Below are 16,498 nucleotides of genomic sequence, written 5' to 3'. Positions count from 1 at the left end.
GGCGTATAAAAAAACCCACTGACCGTCGCCGGTTCAGTGGGTTTTGTGTGTCAGGGTTCTGGTTACAGAGCCATGTCACGTGCAGCGTTTTCCTTCGGCGCTACGGCTTTGTCAGCCGCAGGTGCCGCCGGAGCAGCTACCTGACCGATCACCGGAGGCGTCGGCAGTTCGAGGATTTTCGCGGTGTAAGCCCACTCAGCAGCCACTTTGGCCGGATCGCTGTTCAGCTGGGTGCCGTAGCTTGGCACGATCTGGTGCAGCTTGGTCTGCCACTCAGGGGTTGCGACTTTGTCTTTGAAGACTTTCTGCAGCACGCTCAGCATGATCGGTGCAGCAGTCGACGCGCCTGGCGATGCGCCCAGCAGGCCAGCGATCGAGCCGTCTTGCGAAGCAACGATCTCGGTGCCCAGTTTCAGCACGCCGCCAGCGGCTTCATCACGCTTGATGATTTGCACGCGCTGGCCGGCTTGCCACAGGCGCCAGTCTTCGGCTTTGGCGTTCGGGAAGTATTCCTTCAGCGCGTTCAGACGGTCTTCATCCGACAGCATCAACTGACCGGCAAGGTACTCGACCAGCGGGTATTCCTTGATGCCGACCTTGGTCATTGGCCAGATGTTGTGGGTGGTGGTACTGGTCAGCAGGTCGAAGTACGAACCTTCCTTGAGGAACTTGGTGCTGAAGGTCGCGAACGGGCCAAACAGAATGACGCGCTTGCCGTCCAGGACACGGGTGTCCAGGTGCGGAACGGACATCGGTGGCGCGCCAACCGAAGCTTTACCGTAGGCCTTGGCGAGGTGCTGCTCGGCAATCGTCGGGTTCTCGGTCACCAGGAACGAGCCGCCAACCGGGAAGCCTGCGTATTCCTTGGCTTCAGGAATGCCCGACTTCTGCAGCAGGTGCAGAGCACCGCCGCCAGCGCCGATGAACACGAACTTGGCGTCGGTTTCGGTCTTGGTACCGTCCTTGAGGTTTTTGTAGCTCACACGCCAGGTGCCATCGGCGTTCTTGGTGATGTCTTCAACTTCGCTCGACAGTTTCAGATCGAAGTTGGGTTTGGTTTGCAGGTGAGCGGCGAACTGGCGGGTGATTTCGCCGAAGTTCATGTCCGTACCCAGCGGGCTCCAGGTGGCCGCGATTTTCTGGTTCGGGTCACGCCCTTCCATCATCAGCGGTACCCACTTCTTGATCACAGCCGGATCTTCGGAATACTGCATGCCAGCGAACAGCGGGCTTGCCTGCAGCGCTTCGTAGCGCTTTTTCAGGAACTTGATGTTGTCATCGCCCCACACGAAGCTCATGTGCGGTGTGGTGTTGATGAACGAACGAGGGTTCTTCAGCACGCCCTGCTGAACCTGCCACGCCCAGAACTGACGGGAAACCTGGAACGCTTCGTTGATCTCGACGGCTTTCGGGATCGTCACGTTGCCCTTGTCGTCTTCCGGGGTGTAGTTCAGCTCGGCGAGGGCGGAGTGACCGGTACCGGCGTTGTTCCAGCCGTTGGAGCTTTCCAGGGCGACGCCATCGAGGCGCTCGACCATTTCCATCGACCAGGTCGGTTCCAGCTCATTGATCCACACACCCAGGGTGGTGCTCATGATGCCGCCGCCGATCAGCAGGACATCAACTTTCTTGGCTTCGGCAGCATTGGCAGACGACATCCCCATCGCCAAAGCCAGACCGAGCAAGGCTGTGTTCACTTTCTTAAACATCTGTTGCACCTATGATAAAACGCCTTCCGCCCGTCGTTGTTATCAGTCTGCGTTGCGCTTTGTTGACGCTCAGGCTGGCGTCGCGCAATCCGGCACACTTCAATATTGACGGGTGGGCACACAAGGCCGACATGTGGCATCGACCTCAGTTAATGTCCCTTCTGAACTGACTTCTTATCGTTATTGGCTTCAGCTGCTTGAGCGACAGGGATCCCGTCGGCCCGCCTGAAAGGCCAGCCAACCGAATTAAGTCAAAGCAAATTTGGCGCGGAGAATATCACGTCAGGGCGAACCCGCGCGTCTGTTCCCGACTTGAAAGTCTTTTTCCGCTCTGGGGCTTATCGGCCATGGGCCACCAAACATGACCGTGATCAGGCATTGGCCTGCAAAGTTTTTTGCGCGATACGCATCGCAACTTGATAAATCATTGCGAACGGCTCGTTGTTCAAGCAGAAAATAACCTGCTACGTTGTACGATGACTGACAAACTAAGCCAGTCATTCCGACCCAATAACAACAAGGAAACAACATGACCAAATCCCGCCTCCTCATCGGTTTGTTCTGCGCCTTCAGCGCCTGCGCCATGGCCGCCCCTGCCCCAGCGGAAAAGGAAGTGGCCCAAGCGGTGGATCACCTGACCCAGGCGATGCTGCACAAAGACATCGCCGAACTGAACGCTCTGACCGCGCCGAACCTGACCTACGGCCACTCCAGCGGCAAGATTCAGGACAAGCAGGAATTCATCGCCGACATCGAAACCGGCCGCAGCGCATTCAAGACCCTGGAGATGCAGAAGCAGACCATTACTCTGTCCGGCGATACAGCGCTGGTGCGCCATCATTTTTCTGCGCAGGCTTTGAAGGGGACCGAGGTGATTCCGACCGAGATCGAGAATTTCCAGATCTGGCAGAAACAGGGCGGGAAATGGTTGTTGGTGGGGCGGCAGGCGTTCAGGTTCTGATAGACGCAAAGGACTCTGCCGGAAAACGAGCAGAGTCCTTACCTCATAAAATGAAGCCTTGTCTGTACTCCTGGCATTTCCCCGCTCCCGTTTCCTCCCCGCCCTGATATGCTGCACCGCTATACCGCCTCAGTTCGTCTTTATGGAGTGATCAATGACCCGACTACGCGTCAAGCATTTTGGCCCTATCCGCAATGGTGTGAAGAACAATGGCTGGATAGAGTTCAAACGCGTGACCGTTTTTGTGGGCAATCAAGGCTCGGGGAAAAGCACACTCGCCAAGCTTTATTCGACTTTTTCATGGATTGAAAAGGCGTTGGTGCGAGGCGACTATGACTTCAAATGGTTCGAGCGAAAAAACAAATTTATCAAACCTTACCTGACATACCATCGGCTCGAAAATTATCTTTCTGCGGAAACTGAAATCGAATACGAAGGTGAAGCGTATGCCATCAAGTATCTGCGCGGGCAGCTTCATATCAGCGAATTGACGGGTAAAAAGTACCACCTGCCTCAGATCATGTACGTGCCTGCCGAGCGCAACTTTATTGCTTATGTCAGGCACCCTCGGGAATTGAAACTTTCTTCGGACTCTCTCAAAGAGTTCTTGACTGAATTCGACGCGGCGAAAGCCAATATAAAAGGCTCATTGCTGCTTCCGATCAATCAGGCAGAACTCGAATACGACAAACTGAATGACATACTCAACATTCGGGAATCAGATTACAAACTGAGATTGGCCGATGCTTCCAGCGGTTTTCAATCGGCAGTGCCTCTGCATCTCGTGAGCCACTACCTGGCCAATACTGTTGAAGAACGAAGCGAAGAACGTCCGGAAACCATGAGTACTGACGAGCTGGATCGTTTCAGGAAAGAAGTCATGGAAATTTTCTCCGTCGAGACGCTGACGGAGGAGCAGCGTCGCATTGCTCTGTCCGCATTATCATCGAGATTCAATAAAACTGCGTTCATAAACATCGTGGAAGAACCCGAACAGAATCTATACCCGCGTTCGCAATGGGGCGTATTGCAAAGTCTTCTGCAATTCAATAATCAGGGTAAGGAAAATCGGTTGGTATTGACGACTCACAGCCCTTATGTGGTGAGTTATCTCACAATCGCTGTCCAAGGTAAGCATCTGCATGACGCCATAATTGAGAGAAATGCGGAGGAACTGTTAGCCCGGCTCGCAAAGGTAGTTCCGCTTCACTCACTGGTCGACGCTGACGAGCTCGTGATTTATCAGGCTGATGAAATGACTGGAAGCATCGAGAAGCTGCCTATGTCGGGAGGAATTCCTTCGGACCATAATTACCTCAACGAATCGCTTCGCGAAGGCAACGATTTATTCGATCAACTTCTCGATATCGAGGAGGCATTGGAGGCGTGAATTTCCTCGATGCTCAATGTCAAAGCGGCCCGTTCGTACAAGAGCGGTTTGGACTTTGTGATAACACATCTCGTCCGATCGCTTACGCCGATTCAGAGTCAGAAGAAAACTGGATCGCTACGGTCAGCAATCCGGAGCGCAAAGCAGTTATTTTTACAGCCATCGACAAGTGCGTGATAAGCGACATGGAACAACCTGGTCGAGGGCGTTGTGACTGCATGCTCACCACCGAGAAGCAGCTTTATCTAGTAGAGCTGAAGGAAAGAAACGGTAGTGCATGGAAAAACCATGCGATAGAGCAACTCGAATCAACTATTCAGTTTCTCCGGGCAACACACGGCGAGGACTACCTCAATAGTTTCAGCCCCAAAAAAGCATTTGTCTGTAATCGGAAGAAAAAGCCATTCGTCACTATTGAAACGGATAGAAAACAATATTTCTTCAGAACTTATAAATTCAAACTGGACATACAAACAACGGTACTCATCGTATGAAAGCTCTTCCTTAGAGCTTTAACAATCGAGTGCCGCGCTCGGCCCCTCCTCAAGTTCACAACCGAAACCGATCCACCGACCGCGCCAGCTGCCCCGCCAGATTCGACAATTCATCGGTGGTCGTCGCCGTTTGCCCGATCACCCGACTGTTGCCCTCGCTCATCCCGGCAATCATCTCCACCTGATGGGCGATCTCGTTACTGGCCTGGCTCTGTTCGCCAATCGTGCGGGTGATGTCGTTGACCAGTTGCGTGGTGTTCAGCGTGGCGTCGAGGATTTCCCGAATTGCCCGCTCAACCTCCGCTGTTACCGCCATGCCTTTGTCGACCTGCGCCACACCGGCCTCCATGCTGTTGACCGCCTCGCGCGTGCTGCTCTGGATGCGCGCGACCATTGCGGCAATTTCCTGGGTCGAGGCGCTGGTGCGTGCGGCCAGACTGCGCACTTCATCCGCGACCACGGCAAAGCCACGGCCCTGCTCTCCTGCCCGCGCCGCCTCGATCGCGGCGTTGAGCGCCAGCAGGTTGGTCTGGTCGGCGATGCTCTTGATCACCTGAATGATGTTGAAGATCGCCTCGGATTCCTGATCCAGCGTGCGGATCACCTGCGCCGACTGCTGTGCCGAGCGGGCGATGTCGTCCATGTCGCTGACCACTTGATGAATCACCCCGCCGCCCTCCTTCGCTAGAGTTTCCGCCTGATTGGCCATGCTCAGGGCACGTTCGGCGTGGCGGGTGATTTCCTCGATGCTGGCGGTCATCTGACTGGCGGCGGCCGCCATGGTCCCGGCGGCAACGCTTTGCTGCTGGCTGCTGTCGGCGACCTGATGGCAGCCCTGACTGAGCTGCTCGCTCATGCCGCTGACACCGTGGGCGTTGCGCCGGACCACGTCGATCATGTTGCGCAAGTCACGTTGCATGGTCGCCAATGTGCGGATCAGCACACTGGCTTCGTCCTTGCCGGCGGGTTCGACAATCGGTTCGCTGAGATTGCCATGCGCAATGCTTTCAGCGATGCGGCTGGCAGATTTCAGCGGTCCCATGATACTCAGGATCACCCAGCGCCCCTGAATCAGCAGCAGCAACAGACTGGCGATCAGCACCACACCAAGGGCCAGATTGGCATTGCTAATGGCCGCTTCGGTGCCTTCGCTGGTTTGCCGAGTGTTGCTTTCAATCAATTCGCTGAGCGTCGCCATTTGCTCTTCGAGCTGGCTGAACGCGGCATTGAACGTGCCGAGCTGCTGCTGGGCGGCATCCGGATTGTCCAGCGCCACGCCGACGATCTGCTCGGCGGATTTGATGTAGGTGTCGAGGCTCGGCTTGATCTGCTCCAGCGCCGTGCGCAACTGCGGGTTGATCGGCAGCTTCAGGTTGTCATCCAGCACTTCACGAAAATGCCCTGCGTGCTCGGCCAGCGAATCGCGCACTTCTGTGGCGGTGGCGGTGCTTTTGCCCAGGCCGACCAGCATCGCCGAATAGACATCGGCGCGCAGGGCGTCGTGCATCATGTCCGCTTCCATGTGATTGCGCAGCGCGCTCATGCTCACCGTGTTATCGCCTACCGCCGTGGCCATCCGCAGATTGCCGACGTAACTGACCAGGCTCACGATCAGCGCCGTCAGCAGGCTGGTCGCAATCAGCAACACCAAACGCAGTTTGATCGACACCGTGGAATCTCCCGTGGGCACGCTGGATTGCGCTTGTCGGATTTCAGTTAAGCCTATGTGCAGGGAACTGCCGACACAGAGCGTATCGGCTGATGTCAGGGGCGACTTGAATCCGGCAAAACTTTTCAAGCGTGAACCCGGTCACACCTTGCAGCGCCGATGGATAACGCCTTCATCGCTGGTTAACCCCGGCAGGCTATCAATCCATGGCTACGAACATTCATGCAGCTGAAGGAAACGCTTATGAAACGCGCACTGTGGTTTGGTCTGCTCGGCACGTTGGCAATCGGCACCGCACAGGCAGCAACGGAGAAAGTCGCAATCAATCTGGTCAGCGCCAACGGTGCGCCGCAGGCGATCGGCTCTGTCACTGTCAGCGAAACGCCGTACGGCCTGCTGTTCACACCCGAGCTGAAATCATTGCCGGCCGGCATTCACGGTTTCCATGTCCATGAAAACGGCAGCTGCGAAGCGGGCATGAAGGATGGCGTCAAAGGCGCAGCACTGGCCGCTGGCGGACACTTCGATCCGGCGAAAACCGGCAAGCATCTCGGCCCTTACGCCGATGGGCATCTGGGTGATCTGCCAGCGGTGTATGTGACGGCTGACGGGGTCGCCAACTATCCGGTGCTGGCACCGCGCCTGAAGAAGATTTCCGAGATCAAGGGCCACGCCCTGATGGTTCACGCCGGCGGCGATAACCATTCCGACATGCCCAAGCCACTGGGCGGTGGCGGCGATCGCATGGCCTGTGGGGTGATCTGAACCGACTGAGCGGTGAAAACTCTGACTCACGGCTTTTCACCGCTCACGGAACTCCCGCGCGCCGTTCACCTCTGACGTTATGTAGTCCCTTCCCTTTTTGCTTAGCGCTTGTGGAGGAACACGTCATGCGCAAGTTAGTCCTGATTTCTTCTTTAATGCTTTGCCTGCCGGTCGGTTCGGCGCTGGCCCGCGTTGACGCGGGTGACGTCGCCACCTCGGCAGGTGTCTCCGCGTCGCTGTACTCGACCTTCAAGGACGACAAAATGGTGATTCCGGCCCGTGACGACGTGTCTGCGTTCGTTGCAAGCGGCGGGGCCATTCGTGGGGTTTATCTTGAGTCAGTACTGCAACAGGTGCGCCAGGCCAACCCTGGCTTGAACGCCAGTGATGAAGACCTGGCCAACGCCATTCTGGTGCAATACGAAGGCGTGCAGCAGTAGTCACGAGGGAAGCAGCGGCCGATGGACGGCCGCTGAGTGCACATAGGCAAACATGTCCGACGGCCTCTATGATGGAGGCCATGACGACAAACGTGCCCTTGCGCTCACCCTGCCCACCCGGCGCCTGCATTTGCGGGCGCGACCCGTTGCTGGAAACGCCCGGCGCCGATCTGCGCATCCTGCGCTTGACTCGCGCTGAAGAAAAAATTCTTCTGGCGCGCCTGGAACAACTCAAAGACCTCGCCGACCTCAAACGCCTGCAACAGCGCATGTACGAGCAACTCGGCATCCGTGTCGATGTCGCCCCCGGTTTCAACGAGGTACGCACCATGCGCGGCATCGCCATTCAGATCGACGAGCTGCCAGGCCTGTGTCGCAAGACTCGCGCGGCAATCCCGGCAGCGATTCGCAAGGGCCTGGAAAACCACCCGCAAATCGCCTTCGAACTGCTCAACGCCCACGACTTGCTGCGCGACGCCTGATCACTTTTTCATGCCGACGCGCTTGCGCATCTCGGCGGTGATGGTCTGACGGGTTTTCTTCATGTCCGCCCAAGGCTCATCGCCGACTTCGGTCAGACGCTCGTGAACGTTGTAGATGTTCCAGTGATTACCACCCTTGATTTCAGCGACTTCCTCTCGGTACAGCGGCACCGACACCGGCATGCCTTCCCGTGCCCGTGCGGCGTAGGCGCAAATGGTGGTGGCACCGAGGCCGTTGCGCAGGTAATCGATGAAGATCCGCCCAACGCGGTTTTTCGGCCCGGACACCGCTGAAATCCGGTCCGGCAGCAACTTGGCCATGTGGCTGACGATGGCGTGGCTGAAGTCCTTCACTTCGTCCCAGCCATGCTTGCGCGTCAATGGCACCACCAGGTGAATACCTTTGCCGCCGCTGGTTTTCAGGAAGGCTTTGAGGCCCAGCTCATCGAGCACAGTCAGGGTCAGCGCGGTGGCTTCAACCATGCTTTTCCATGGCAGCGCAGGATCCGGGTCGAGGTCGAGGACGAAGCGATCGGGCTTGTCCAGATCCACGGTTGTGGCGTTCCAGGTGTGCAGCTCCACCGTGCTCATCTGCACCGCGCCGACCAGCGCTTCGGGATTGTTGATCATCATCACTGGCTGGCCGGTGACGTCCTTGTCCAGGGCGGTGATGCCGGGAATGGCCAGGCGATCGGCGTTCTTCTGGAAGAACAGTTCGCCGGCGATGCCGTCCGGTGCACGCACTAAGGCCACGGGACGATCCTTGAGTTGCGGCAGGATGTGTTCGGCAACGCTGGCGTAATACTGCGCCAGTTGCATCTTGGTTGTGCCGCTGACCGCATCGATCACTCGATCGGGGTGAGTGATGCGTACCTTGCCGCCGGCCAGACCTGCTTGCGAAGGCGCGGTTTCGGCTTTTTTGCTGGCGGCGGTTTTCTTTGCCGGCTGCTTGTCGGCGGTTTTGGTCTTTTCGGTTTTTTCGGACTTGGCAGCTTTCACAGGCTTCGCTCGCTCCTCGGTAATGTCCTTGGCCGGTTTGTCATCGCGCAAACCATGGAACACGGCATGCCGCACCGAGCCGTCCTTGGTCATCTCGGCGAACGCCACTTCGGCCAGCAGTTTGGGTTTGAGCCAGTGCACGCCTTTGGCCTCAAAACCGCTGGGCGGATTGACCACTGCCGCGCTTTTGGTATGCAACGGCTTGAGTTGGGCGAGGATGCTTTTCAACGTGGTTTCGTTGAACCCGGTGCCAACCTTGCCGGCGTAGCGCAACTCGCCACTGTCAGCGTCGTGCAGGCCGAGCAGCAAGGCACCGAAGGCACTGCGCGCGCCTTTCGGATCGGTGTAGCCGACGATGACGAATTCCTGGCGATGCTTGCACTTGAGCTTGATCCAGTCACCGCTGCGCCGCGACACATAAGGCGAGCCGAGCTGCTTGCCGATCAGGCCCTCCATCTGCATCTGGCAGGCGCTGTTGAGCAGCGCGTCCGGGGTTTCTTCGAAGGCTTCGGAGAAGCGCAGCGTTGACGATTCTTTCTGCGCGCCGAGGATGGTGCTCAGCGCGGCGCGGCGTTCTTCGACCGGCACGTCGCGCAGGTCGACGCCATTGAGATACGGCACGTCGAACAGGTAATAAACAATATTGCCGCTGCGCCCGGCATCGAAGGCATTCTGCAGCGCCTGAAAATCCGGCACGCCTTGCTCGTTGGCCACGACCATTTCGCCATCGAGCCAGGCCGATTCCAGACCCAGCGCCGCCAGCGCTTTGGCCTGCTGCGGCAGTTTGTGCGTCCAGTCATGGCCGTTGCGGGTGAACAGCTGCACCTCATCGTGATCGATCCGCGCCATGATCCGGTAGCCGTCAAACTTGATCTCGTAGCTCCACTGCCCTTCGGGCGCGCTGTCGACCAGCGTCGCCAGTTCCGGCTTGATCAGCGCTGGGAGCTTGGCCTTGCGCGCGCCGGTAAGCTGCCCGGACGCCTGCTTGCGCGGCTTGGCCGGGGCCTTTTTCACCGGTTTGGCTTTATCGGCAGCAGCCGCCGATTTGCCGACAATCGTGCGCTCGCTGAGCACGCTGTCGGGCTCGGCGACCAGGACGTCGAAATCATCCTGCGGGCGCGCGGCGTTGTCCTGATGCTTGATCAGGAACCATTGTTCCTTCTTGCCCGGCATGTGCGTGCGCACCAGATTCCACACGCCGCCGAGCTTCTCGCCTTGCAACTCAAACTTGAGCCGGCCCTTGGCATAGGCCTTGTGCGGATCTTCCAGCGGAATCCACACACCGCGATCCCAGACGATCACATCACCGGCGCCGTAATGCCCCTCGGGAATGCTGCCTTCGAACGTCGCGTAATCGAGCGGATGATCCTCGACATGAATTGCCAGGCGCTTGACCGACGGGTCCAGCGACGGACCCTTCGGCACCGCCCAGCTTTTCAGCGCGCCGTCGAGTTCCAGGCGAAAGTCGTAATGCAGGTGCGAAGCGTCGTGCTTCTGGATGCAGAACTGCAAGGCATGATCCTTCGCCGACTTACGACCCGAGCGCTTGACTGCGGCCGGTTCCGACGTCGCGGAAAAATCACGCATGCGGTTGTAATCGTCGAGGTTCCTGTTCATGAGCACACCGATGGCAGACGGGTTCTGTTATGCAGAAGAGCGACACGGCGGCGGAAAAATTCAATCGAGGTAAAAAAGCCCCGGACGGATGGAACGGCCCGGGCTTGTCACGACACATCCAGTAATTGGCTGGACTGGCTAAACAGAGTGCAGACGCTAAGGTTTTTTCAGGTTCTTGAAAGGGAGGCAATGGAATGCCTGCTGCTGCAAAAGCCTGTCGTCTGAGAACGGGCCGATACTCTGAAACCGGAAGAGTTTATCTGCTGACCGCTGTGGTTAACCGACATGAGCGTGTTTTTAACGATTGGCACGATGGGAGATTGGTGGTCAACGAGTTGCGACGGTGCAGTGAAGCCGGGTTAGCCACCTCTCTGGCTTGGGTCGTAATGCCAGACCATCTGCATTGGCTAGTTGAGCTCAACGAGGGCTCGCTTGCAGATTTGATGTGTCGCGTTAAATCCCGAAGTTGCCAGGCATACAATCGAAGACATGGTCGCCAGGGACAACTATGGCAGCGAGGCTATTACGACCGCGCCTTGAGGCGGGATGAGGATCTTAGAGCCGCTGCGCTCTATGTAGTCAAGAATCCTGTAAGAGCCGGTCTGGTGGCGCGCCTTGGGGACTACCCTTTGTGGGATGCCATTTGGCTCTGAAAATCAAAAGATCGCAGCCTTCGGCAGCTCCTACAGTTGCACCGTATTTCAAAGGTAGGAGCTGCCGAAGGCTGCGATCTTTATGGTTCTCAAAGACTATGCCTTGCGAGCCGGCCTGGTGGCGCGCTTGGGAGATTATTCTTTGCGGGACGCTATCTGGCTCTGAAAATCAAAAGATCGCAGCCTTCGGCAGCTCCTACAGGTGCACCGTATTTCAAAGGTAGGAGCTGCCGAAGGCTGCGATCTTTTGACGTTGCTTCAGGCTTGCCCTTTCGCCTGCTGTTCCAGATGCACTTGCAAATCCGGATCGATCTGTAAGGCTGCCGCCAGCTCATCGAGATAGCAGCGTTCGGCGTGCTGTTGATCGTCTACCAGCATGACGCTGGCCAGGTACATTTCGGCGGCTACGGCCGGATCGCCGTTAGCGGATTGCGCCACTTCGCGGGCATCCAGCGGCTTGGCGACTTCGGCGTCGAGCCATTGCTGCAACTGCGGGTCGGCGGTGTGTTTGCCGATTTCGCTGCTGATGAGATGCTTTTCTGCGTCGTCGATGCGGCCGTCAGCCTTGGCGGCGGCGATAAGGGCGCGCAGTACCGCGTGGCTGTGGGTTTCGATTTGCGGGCCGGCGAGCAGGTCGGCGGTTTGTGGCAGCTCCTGCGGCGCGGTGCTGGCCTGGCTGCGTTGCCAGGCTTGATACGCTTGGTAAGCCATCATGCCCAGCGATGCGAGCGCCGCGTAACTGGTCCCGCCGGTACGGCTTCTGCTACCGCCACCGAGGGCGCTTCCCAAGCCACCGCCGCCGAGCAAGCCACCGAGCAAACCACCCAGGCCGCCGAGGCCACCCGAAGCAGCCGCGCCACCCGCTCCGGACTGACTGCCGCCGCCCAACAGTCCACCAAGTAAACCGCCCAGGCCGTCACCGGCCGAAGCTCCGCGTTGTTGTCCCGCCGAGGCCTGGCCTCGGAGCAGTTGTTCAAGCAAATCGCTGGTGTTCATGACGTTATCCTCCGAGGCCACGGCCAGATTGCGTCAGGCAACGATAGACCGACGCAGCCATAGCGCCAGCACCGTTGGGCTGACGCCCGATCACCGTTGAATCGCCACGCGAGAAAATTTTCGCCAGCCAGCTAAGATTCAGGGGTGGTGAACCTTATCCCGGCTAAACCGGTCGATAGCTGCAACCCGACCCGGTTTGCCGACGCCCTTTCTGATGATGGGCGATAACCGGCTTGCTTCACTTTCTGGAGAACGCCCCCGTGATATCAACCGTACACATCGCCAGGCTGAAAGCATGGGGCGCCCATGGTTTTACCGCGACCGGCGTGGTCACCGCCTTCCTCGCCACACTCGCCCTGCTGGAAAACCAGCCGATCCATTGCCTGATGTGGCTGGGCGTTGCGCTGATCGTCGACGGCCTGGACGGCGCACTGGCGCGCAAGGTCAATGTGCAATCGGTGCTGCCGAGTTTCGACGGTTCGATCCTCGATCTGGTCATCGATTACCTGACTTATGTATTCATCCCGGCACTGTTTATCTACCGCTACATTCCCCTGCCCGATTACACCCTGTTGCTGACGGTGTCGGTGATTCTGGTGTCGTCGCTGTTCTGCTTCTGCAACGTCAACATGAAGAGCAAGGACAACTATTTTGTCGGCTTCCCGGCGGCCTGGAACGTGGTAGCGCTGTGCCTGTACATCATTGGCCCGGGGCCGTGGATTACCTTTCTCACCGTGATCGGGCTGGCGCTGCTGACGGTGACGCGGATGAAGTTCCTGCACCCGTTTCGCGTGCGGCGTTTCATGCCAATCAATATTGCGGTGACGGCGATCTGGCTGTTGTGCAGCCTGTCGCTGGTGCTAAATCACCCGGTGATCAACCCGCTGGTGATGGGCTTGTGGTTGCTGATGTCGGCTTATTTCCTGGGGATCTGCATCTGGCGCACGGCGCTGGAGTGGTTTGATCGCGGCCATTTGAAATAAGCACATTCCTGTGGGAGCGAGCCTGCTCGCGAATGCGGTCGTTCCATCAACATCAAGGTTGGCTGGCACACCGCTTTCGCGAGCAGGCTCGCTCCCACAGAAATCTTCATCGATCAGGAGATCCGATGGGGACTAGCGCTTGGTAATCACCACCTCCAGATACTCACTCGGCACCACCAGCGACGCCTCCCCCGCCCGATTCGAGCGATTGAGCAACTCGGTCAGATCATCCTCCAACGCCTGTCCGGCCTCCGCCGACAACACTGCAAAAGCCTTGTGCACCGGCCCATACCAGTGCCGAAAGATATCAATGAAATGCGCCGCCGAGCGGTAGCGGAAATTGAAGTGGCTGCGGGTCACGCGCACGACAAAATCGCGGTCATCGAAATGCTTGTGCAGCCACGCATCCGAGCCCCAGTTCGATGGCGGCTGTGCAACCGCTGGCGGTGGCAGATGCTGGCCGAGAGTCTTGAACATCTGCCCGACGAAGCCCTCCGGCGTCCAGTTCGCCATACCGATCCGTCCGCCGCGACGACAGACCCGCCCCAGCTCATTAGCGGCGGTGACCTGGTCAGGCGCGAACATCACGCCGAACGTCGACAACACGGCGTCGTAGCTTTCATCGGGAAAAGGCAAAGCCTCGGCATCGGCCACCTGAAAAATCACCTCCAGATGTTCGGCCCGGGCGCGATCCTGACCACGCTCCAGCAGTGCCGCCACATAATCGGTCGAAGTCACCACACAACCGCGTCGCGCCGCTGCCAGGGTTGCATTGCCGTTGCCGGCAGCGACATCCAATACCTGTTCATCACAGCGCAGATCGCAAGCCTCGGCGAGGTTTTCCCCAACGATTTGCAAGGTGGTGCCGATCACGGCGTAGTCGCCACTGGCCCAAGCGACTTTCTGACGTTCCTTCAGGGCAGTGAGATCAAGCGGGGTACTCATGACAGCGAGCTCCGTGGCAGAGAGAATGCACAGTCGGCGGCGCAGACTGTGCTTGGTCACTATCGCGCCGAGGCTGCACGGCGTCCCTGTCAATCGTCCGCCAGCCCCATAAACCCGGCACTTTGCCGATGAGCGGCGCGAATCTGTCAAGCACCTGATACACCTTGCGCATTGTCAGCGTCGCGGGATTGGTTTCTGATGCGGGCTCGCCCACGCAAAGGACTCGACCGATGTCACTGCACCTCGACTGGCTCGCCGCGCACATGCAACACAGCGATCGCTACGCGGCGTGGATTCACCAACAATTCCACTACGAATACGCCGACCAGCCCCTGGCTCAATGGCAGCGTGAATTTGCCGAGGGCCAAAGCAATGGTGAATGGTCGTGCCTGATTGCCATGGACGGTGAACGCCTGCTCGGTGGTGCCGCACTTGCCCGCAACGATTTGACCGATCGCGCCGATCTCGGCCCATGGCTCGCCTGCGTATTCGTTGACCCCGAGGCGCGCGGGCGAGGCTTGGCGGAGCAGCTGATTGAAGGGATTTGCGAGGCAGCAAAGCAGCGTGGGGTGTCGCGCTTGTACTTGCACACGCAAGACAAACACGACTACTACGGTAAACGCGGCTGGCAGCTATTGGAGGGTTTCCAGGCGTGGGAAAAACAACAATGGCTCATGGTCCGCGACCTGTGAGCCATTGGTTTTTTGATCAGGCTGCCGGAGCTTTCGCCTCTTCCAGCAACTGCTTGATCATCTGCTCCTGCTCGGCATAACGACCTTCACCGAAGTGGCTATAACGCATCTGGCCCTTGGCGTCGATCAGGTAATGCGCCGGCCAGTATTGATTGTCGAAGTTGCGCCAGATTGCGTAGTCGTTGTCGATCGCCACCGGGTAGGTGATACCGAGTTTTTTCACCTGATCCTTGACGTTGTTGATGATGCGCTCGTAGCCATACTCGGGTGTGTGCACGCCGATCACCACCAGGCCGTCCTTCTCGTATTTCTTCGCCCAGTCTTTGACGTACGGCAGGGTGTGCTGGCAGTTGATGCAGTCGTAGGTCCAGAAGTCCACCAGCACCACTTTGCCGCGCAGGGATTCGGCGCTGAGCTGCGGTGAATTGAGCCACTGCACAGCGCCCGACAGCGACGGCATCGCGCCCCGCGCCTCGTCCATCATCGAATCGGCGCGGACCTTGCTGACAAAGTAGTCGACCACTTTCGGCACGTTTTCCAGGACGTTTTTCTCGACGCTGGCCACGCCTTCGGAAGAGGTATTGGCGAGCAGAGCCTTGTCGGCGCCCGTGGAAATCACCGCAACTGTAGCAAGCACCGCAACCCCGGCACCACGACGCAACCAGCCGCTGAACGGGATCGACGGTTTCAGCCGATTGACCAGACCGCGCCCGGCGAAGATCAACGTGCCCAGCGACAAGGCACTGCCGACGCCGTAAGCCAGCAGCAACAGGCTGGTCTGGGCATTGGCGCCTTGCAACATTGCGCCGGTCAGAATCACCCCAAGGATCGGCCCGGCACAGGGCGCCCACAACAGGCCGGTGGCGACGCCGAGCATGATCGAACCCATCGGTCCGGCTCTTTTACGGGTGTCCTGATCGAGACGATTGCCCAGGGCGACGAAGGGCCTGGTCAGCCAGTCACCGACGCGGGCCGAGATCAGCGACAAGGCGAACAGCGCCATGACCAACAAGGCAACGTGGCGGCCGGTGTTGCTGGCCTGAATCACCCACTCGCTGCTGACCACGGCAAGGCTGGAGATCAGCGCAAAGGTCAGCGCCATGCCAGCGAGAGTCAGGAGGATCGAGGAGCGGGTACGGTTGGCGCCAGCGAACAGAAACGGCACCACCGGCAGGATGCACGGACTGAGAACGGTCAGCAGACCGCCGAGAAATGCGATGAGGTACATAACGGGGTCACCTTGAATGTGGGGGCTGGGCACGCAACCGGGCAGCGAGGGAAACGCCCCTCGCTAGCCTGCTTTATCTACGCCGTGGCTCATGCGGTCTGGCCGTCCAGCAGCTGCCCTTGAGGCGTGCGACTGGCACCGTTTTCCGCGACCAGTTGGCCTTGCGGTGTGCGGCTGGAACCATCAGCGGCAACCATCTGGCCTTGCGGCGTGCGGCTGGAACCATCAGCGGCAACCATCTGGCCTTGCGGTGTACGGCTCGATCCATCAGCGGCAACCATCTGGCCCTGCGGCGTGCGGCTGGAGCCGTCAGCGGCGATCAGTGCATCGCTGCCCTCCTTCGCCACCGTGGTCAGCTGGAAGCAGGTGCTGCTGGCGCAACTGCTCTGCTCCACAGCACTGTTGGCGTGGGCGGCGGCACCGGTGAAGGCGAAGGCTGCTGCGGTCAAAAAGCGCGAGACGTTGTTCATGGCAA

The 16,498-nt window shown here is 58.6% G+C and carries 16 protein-coding genes and 1 pseudogene; 9 read left to right on the top strand and 8 right to left on the bottom strand.

Translation table 11 applies throughout. The features are described 5' to 3' along the window. Positions 1 to 62 precede the first annotated feature (62 nt). Positions 63 to 1,709, bottom strand: coding sequence for a malate dehydrogenase (quinone) (gene mqo / locus ACZZ0K_RS08195; protein WP_252884404.1), 1,647 nt, complete (start codon positions 1,707 to 1,709; stop codon positions 63 to 65). A 529-nt stretch (positions 1,710 to 2,238) separates the two neighbouring features. Between mqo and ACZZ0K_RS08190 the strand changes: the two genes are divergently transcribed. From ACZZ0K_RS08190 to ACZZ0K_RS08180, 3 genes are all read left to right on the top strand, one after another. Further along, complete coding sequence (locus ACZZ0K_RS08190) at positions 2,239 to 2,670, top strand: nuclear transport factor 2 family protein (RefSeq protein WP_095181976.1); 432 nt, start codon at positions 2,239 to 2,241, stop codon at positions 2,668 to 2,670. Between the two features lie 154 nt (positions 2,671 to 2,824). Continuing rightward, a complete protein-coding gene (locus ACZZ0K_RS08185) occupies positions 2,825 to 4,060 on the top strand; it encodes an ATP-binding protein (RefSeq protein WP_041480877.1) in 1,236 nt (411 codons plus the stop codon). Continuing rightward, a complete protein-coding gene (locus ACZZ0K_RS08180; RefSeq protein ID WP_041480879.1) occupies positions 4,057 to 4,554 on the top strand; it encodes a hypothetical protein in 498 nt (165 codons plus the stop codon). The genes ACZZ0K_RS08185 and ACZZ0K_RS08180 overlap by 4 nt, the downstream gene beginning before the upstream one ends. 55 nt (positions 4,555 to 4,609) lie before the next feature. Here ACZZ0K_RS08180 and ACZZ0K_RS08175 read toward each other — a convergent pair whose 3' ends face one another. Beyond that, on the bottom strand, positions 4,610 to 5,335 hold the full coding sequence (locus tag ACZZ0K_RS08175; protein WP_423521531.1) for a methyl-accepting chemotaxis protein: 726 nt from the start codon (positions 5,333 to 5,335) through the stop codon (positions 4,610 to 4,612). Between the two features lie 132 nt (positions 5,336 to 5,467). Next, positions 5,468 to 6,223, bottom strand: a pseudogene (locus ACZZ0K_RS08170) (MCP four helix bundle domain-containing protein); the annotation flags it as partial. Positions 6,224 to 6,466: 243 nt separating this feature from the next. Between ACZZ0K_RS08170 and sodC the strand changes: the two are divergent. The 3 genes from sodC (at position 6,467) to ACZZ0K_RS08155 (ending at position 7,910) form a co-directional block, all read left to right on the top strand. Further along, a complete protein-coding gene (gene sodC, locus ACZZ0K_RS08165) occupies positions 6,467 to 6,988 on the top strand; it encodes a superoxide dismutase [Cu-Zn] SodC (protein ID WP_463559044.1) in 522 nt (173 codons plus the stop codon). A gap of 125 nt (positions 6,989 to 7,113) precedes the next feature. After that, the gene (locus ACZZ0K_RS08160) at positions 7,114 to 7,428 is read left to right on the top strand and encodes a DUF2388 domain-containing protein (protein WP_016775151.1); all 315 of its coding nucleotides are present in this window, start codon (positions 7,114 to 7,116) and stop codon (positions 7,426 to 7,428) included. 80 nt (positions 7,429 to 7,508) lie between these two features. Beyond that, entirely contained in the window at positions 7,509 to 7,910 is a 402-nt protein-coding gene (locus ACZZ0K_RS08155; protein ID WP_258706857.1) for a hypothetical protein, read from the top strand. On the opposite strand, the gene ligD is transcribed toward ACZZ0K_RS08155, so the two are convergent. Next, complete coding sequence (ligD, locus tag ACZZ0K_RS08150; protein ID WP_463559043.1) at positions 7,911 to 10,526, bottom strand: DNA ligase D; 2,616 nt, start codon at positions 10,524 to 10,526, stop codon at positions 7,911 to 7,913. Between the two features lie 194 nt (positions 10,527 to 10,720). Here ligD and ACZZ0K_RS08145 point away from each other — a divergent pair, with 194 nt between their 5' ends. Continuing rightward, entirely contained in the window at positions 10,721 to 11,179 is a 459-nt protein-coding gene (locus ACZZ0K_RS08145) for an REP-associated tyrosine transposase (protein WP_252882226.1), read from the top strand. A 258-nt stretch (positions 11,180 to 11,437) separates the two neighbouring features. Here the strand turns inward: ACZZ0K_RS08145 and ACZZ0K_RS08140 are convergent, their stop codons facing one another. Continuing rightward, complete coding sequence (locus ACZZ0K_RS08140; protein WP_463559042.1) at positions 11,438 to 12,175, bottom strand: tellurite resistance TerB family protein; 738 nt, start codon at positions 12,173 to 12,175, stop codon at positions 11,438 to 11,440. Positions 12,176 to 12,435: 260 nt separating this feature from the next. Here ACZZ0K_RS08140 and pcsA point away from each other — a divergent pair, with 260 nt between their 5' ends. Further along, positions 12,436 to 13,158, top strand: a complete 723-nt coding sequence (pcsA, locus tag ACZZ0K_RS08135) for a phosphatidylcholine synthase (protein WP_039762346.1) — start codon at positions 12,436 to 12,438, stop codon at positions 13,156 to 13,158. 132 nt (positions 13,159 to 13,290) lie between these two features. Here pcsA and ACZZ0K_RS08130 read toward each other — a convergent pair whose 3' ends face one another. Then, a complete protein-coding gene (locus ACZZ0K_RS08130) occupies positions 13,291 to 14,103 on the bottom strand; it encodes a class I SAM-dependent methyltransferase (RefSeq protein WP_258706860.1) in 813 nt (270 codons plus the stop codon). Between the two features lie 230 nt (positions 14,104 to 14,333). Between ACZZ0K_RS08130 and ACZZ0K_RS08125 the strand changes: the two genes are divergently transcribed. After that, positions 14,334 to 14,795 (top strand): GNAT family N-acetyltransferase, encoded by a 462-nt coding sequence (locus ACZZ0K_RS08125; RefSeq protein ID WP_150741077.1) that lies wholly within the window; start codon positions 14,334 to 14,336, stop codon positions 14,793 to 14,795. 16 nt (positions 14,796 to 14,811) lie between these two features. Here the strand turns inward: ACZZ0K_RS08125 and ACZZ0K_RS08120 are convergent, their stop codons facing one another. Both ACZZ0K_RS08120 and ACZZ0K_RS08115 read right to left on the bottom strand, forming a co-directional pair. After that, complete coding sequence (locus tag ACZZ0K_RS08120) at positions 14,812 to 16,023, bottom strand: cytochrome c biogenesis protein DipZ (RefSeq protein ID WP_258706861.1); 1,212 nt, start codon at positions 16,021 to 16,023, stop codon at positions 14,812 to 14,814. Positions 16,024 to 16,112: 89 nt separating this feature from the next. Beyond that, positions 16,113 to 16,493: a hypothetical protein gene (locus ACZZ0K_RS08115; protein ID WP_110600975.1), complete on the bottom strand. Its 381-nt coding sequence runs from the start codon at positions 16,491 to 16,493 to the stop codon at positions 16,113 to 16,115. Between the last annotated feature and the right edge of the window lie 5 nt (positions 16,494 to 16,498).

This window comes from Pseudomonas sp. AC255 (assembly GCF_979258175.1).
The sequence above is the reverse complement of the archived record's forward strand: the minus strand, read 5'-3'. Positions and strand labels throughout refer to the sequence as shown.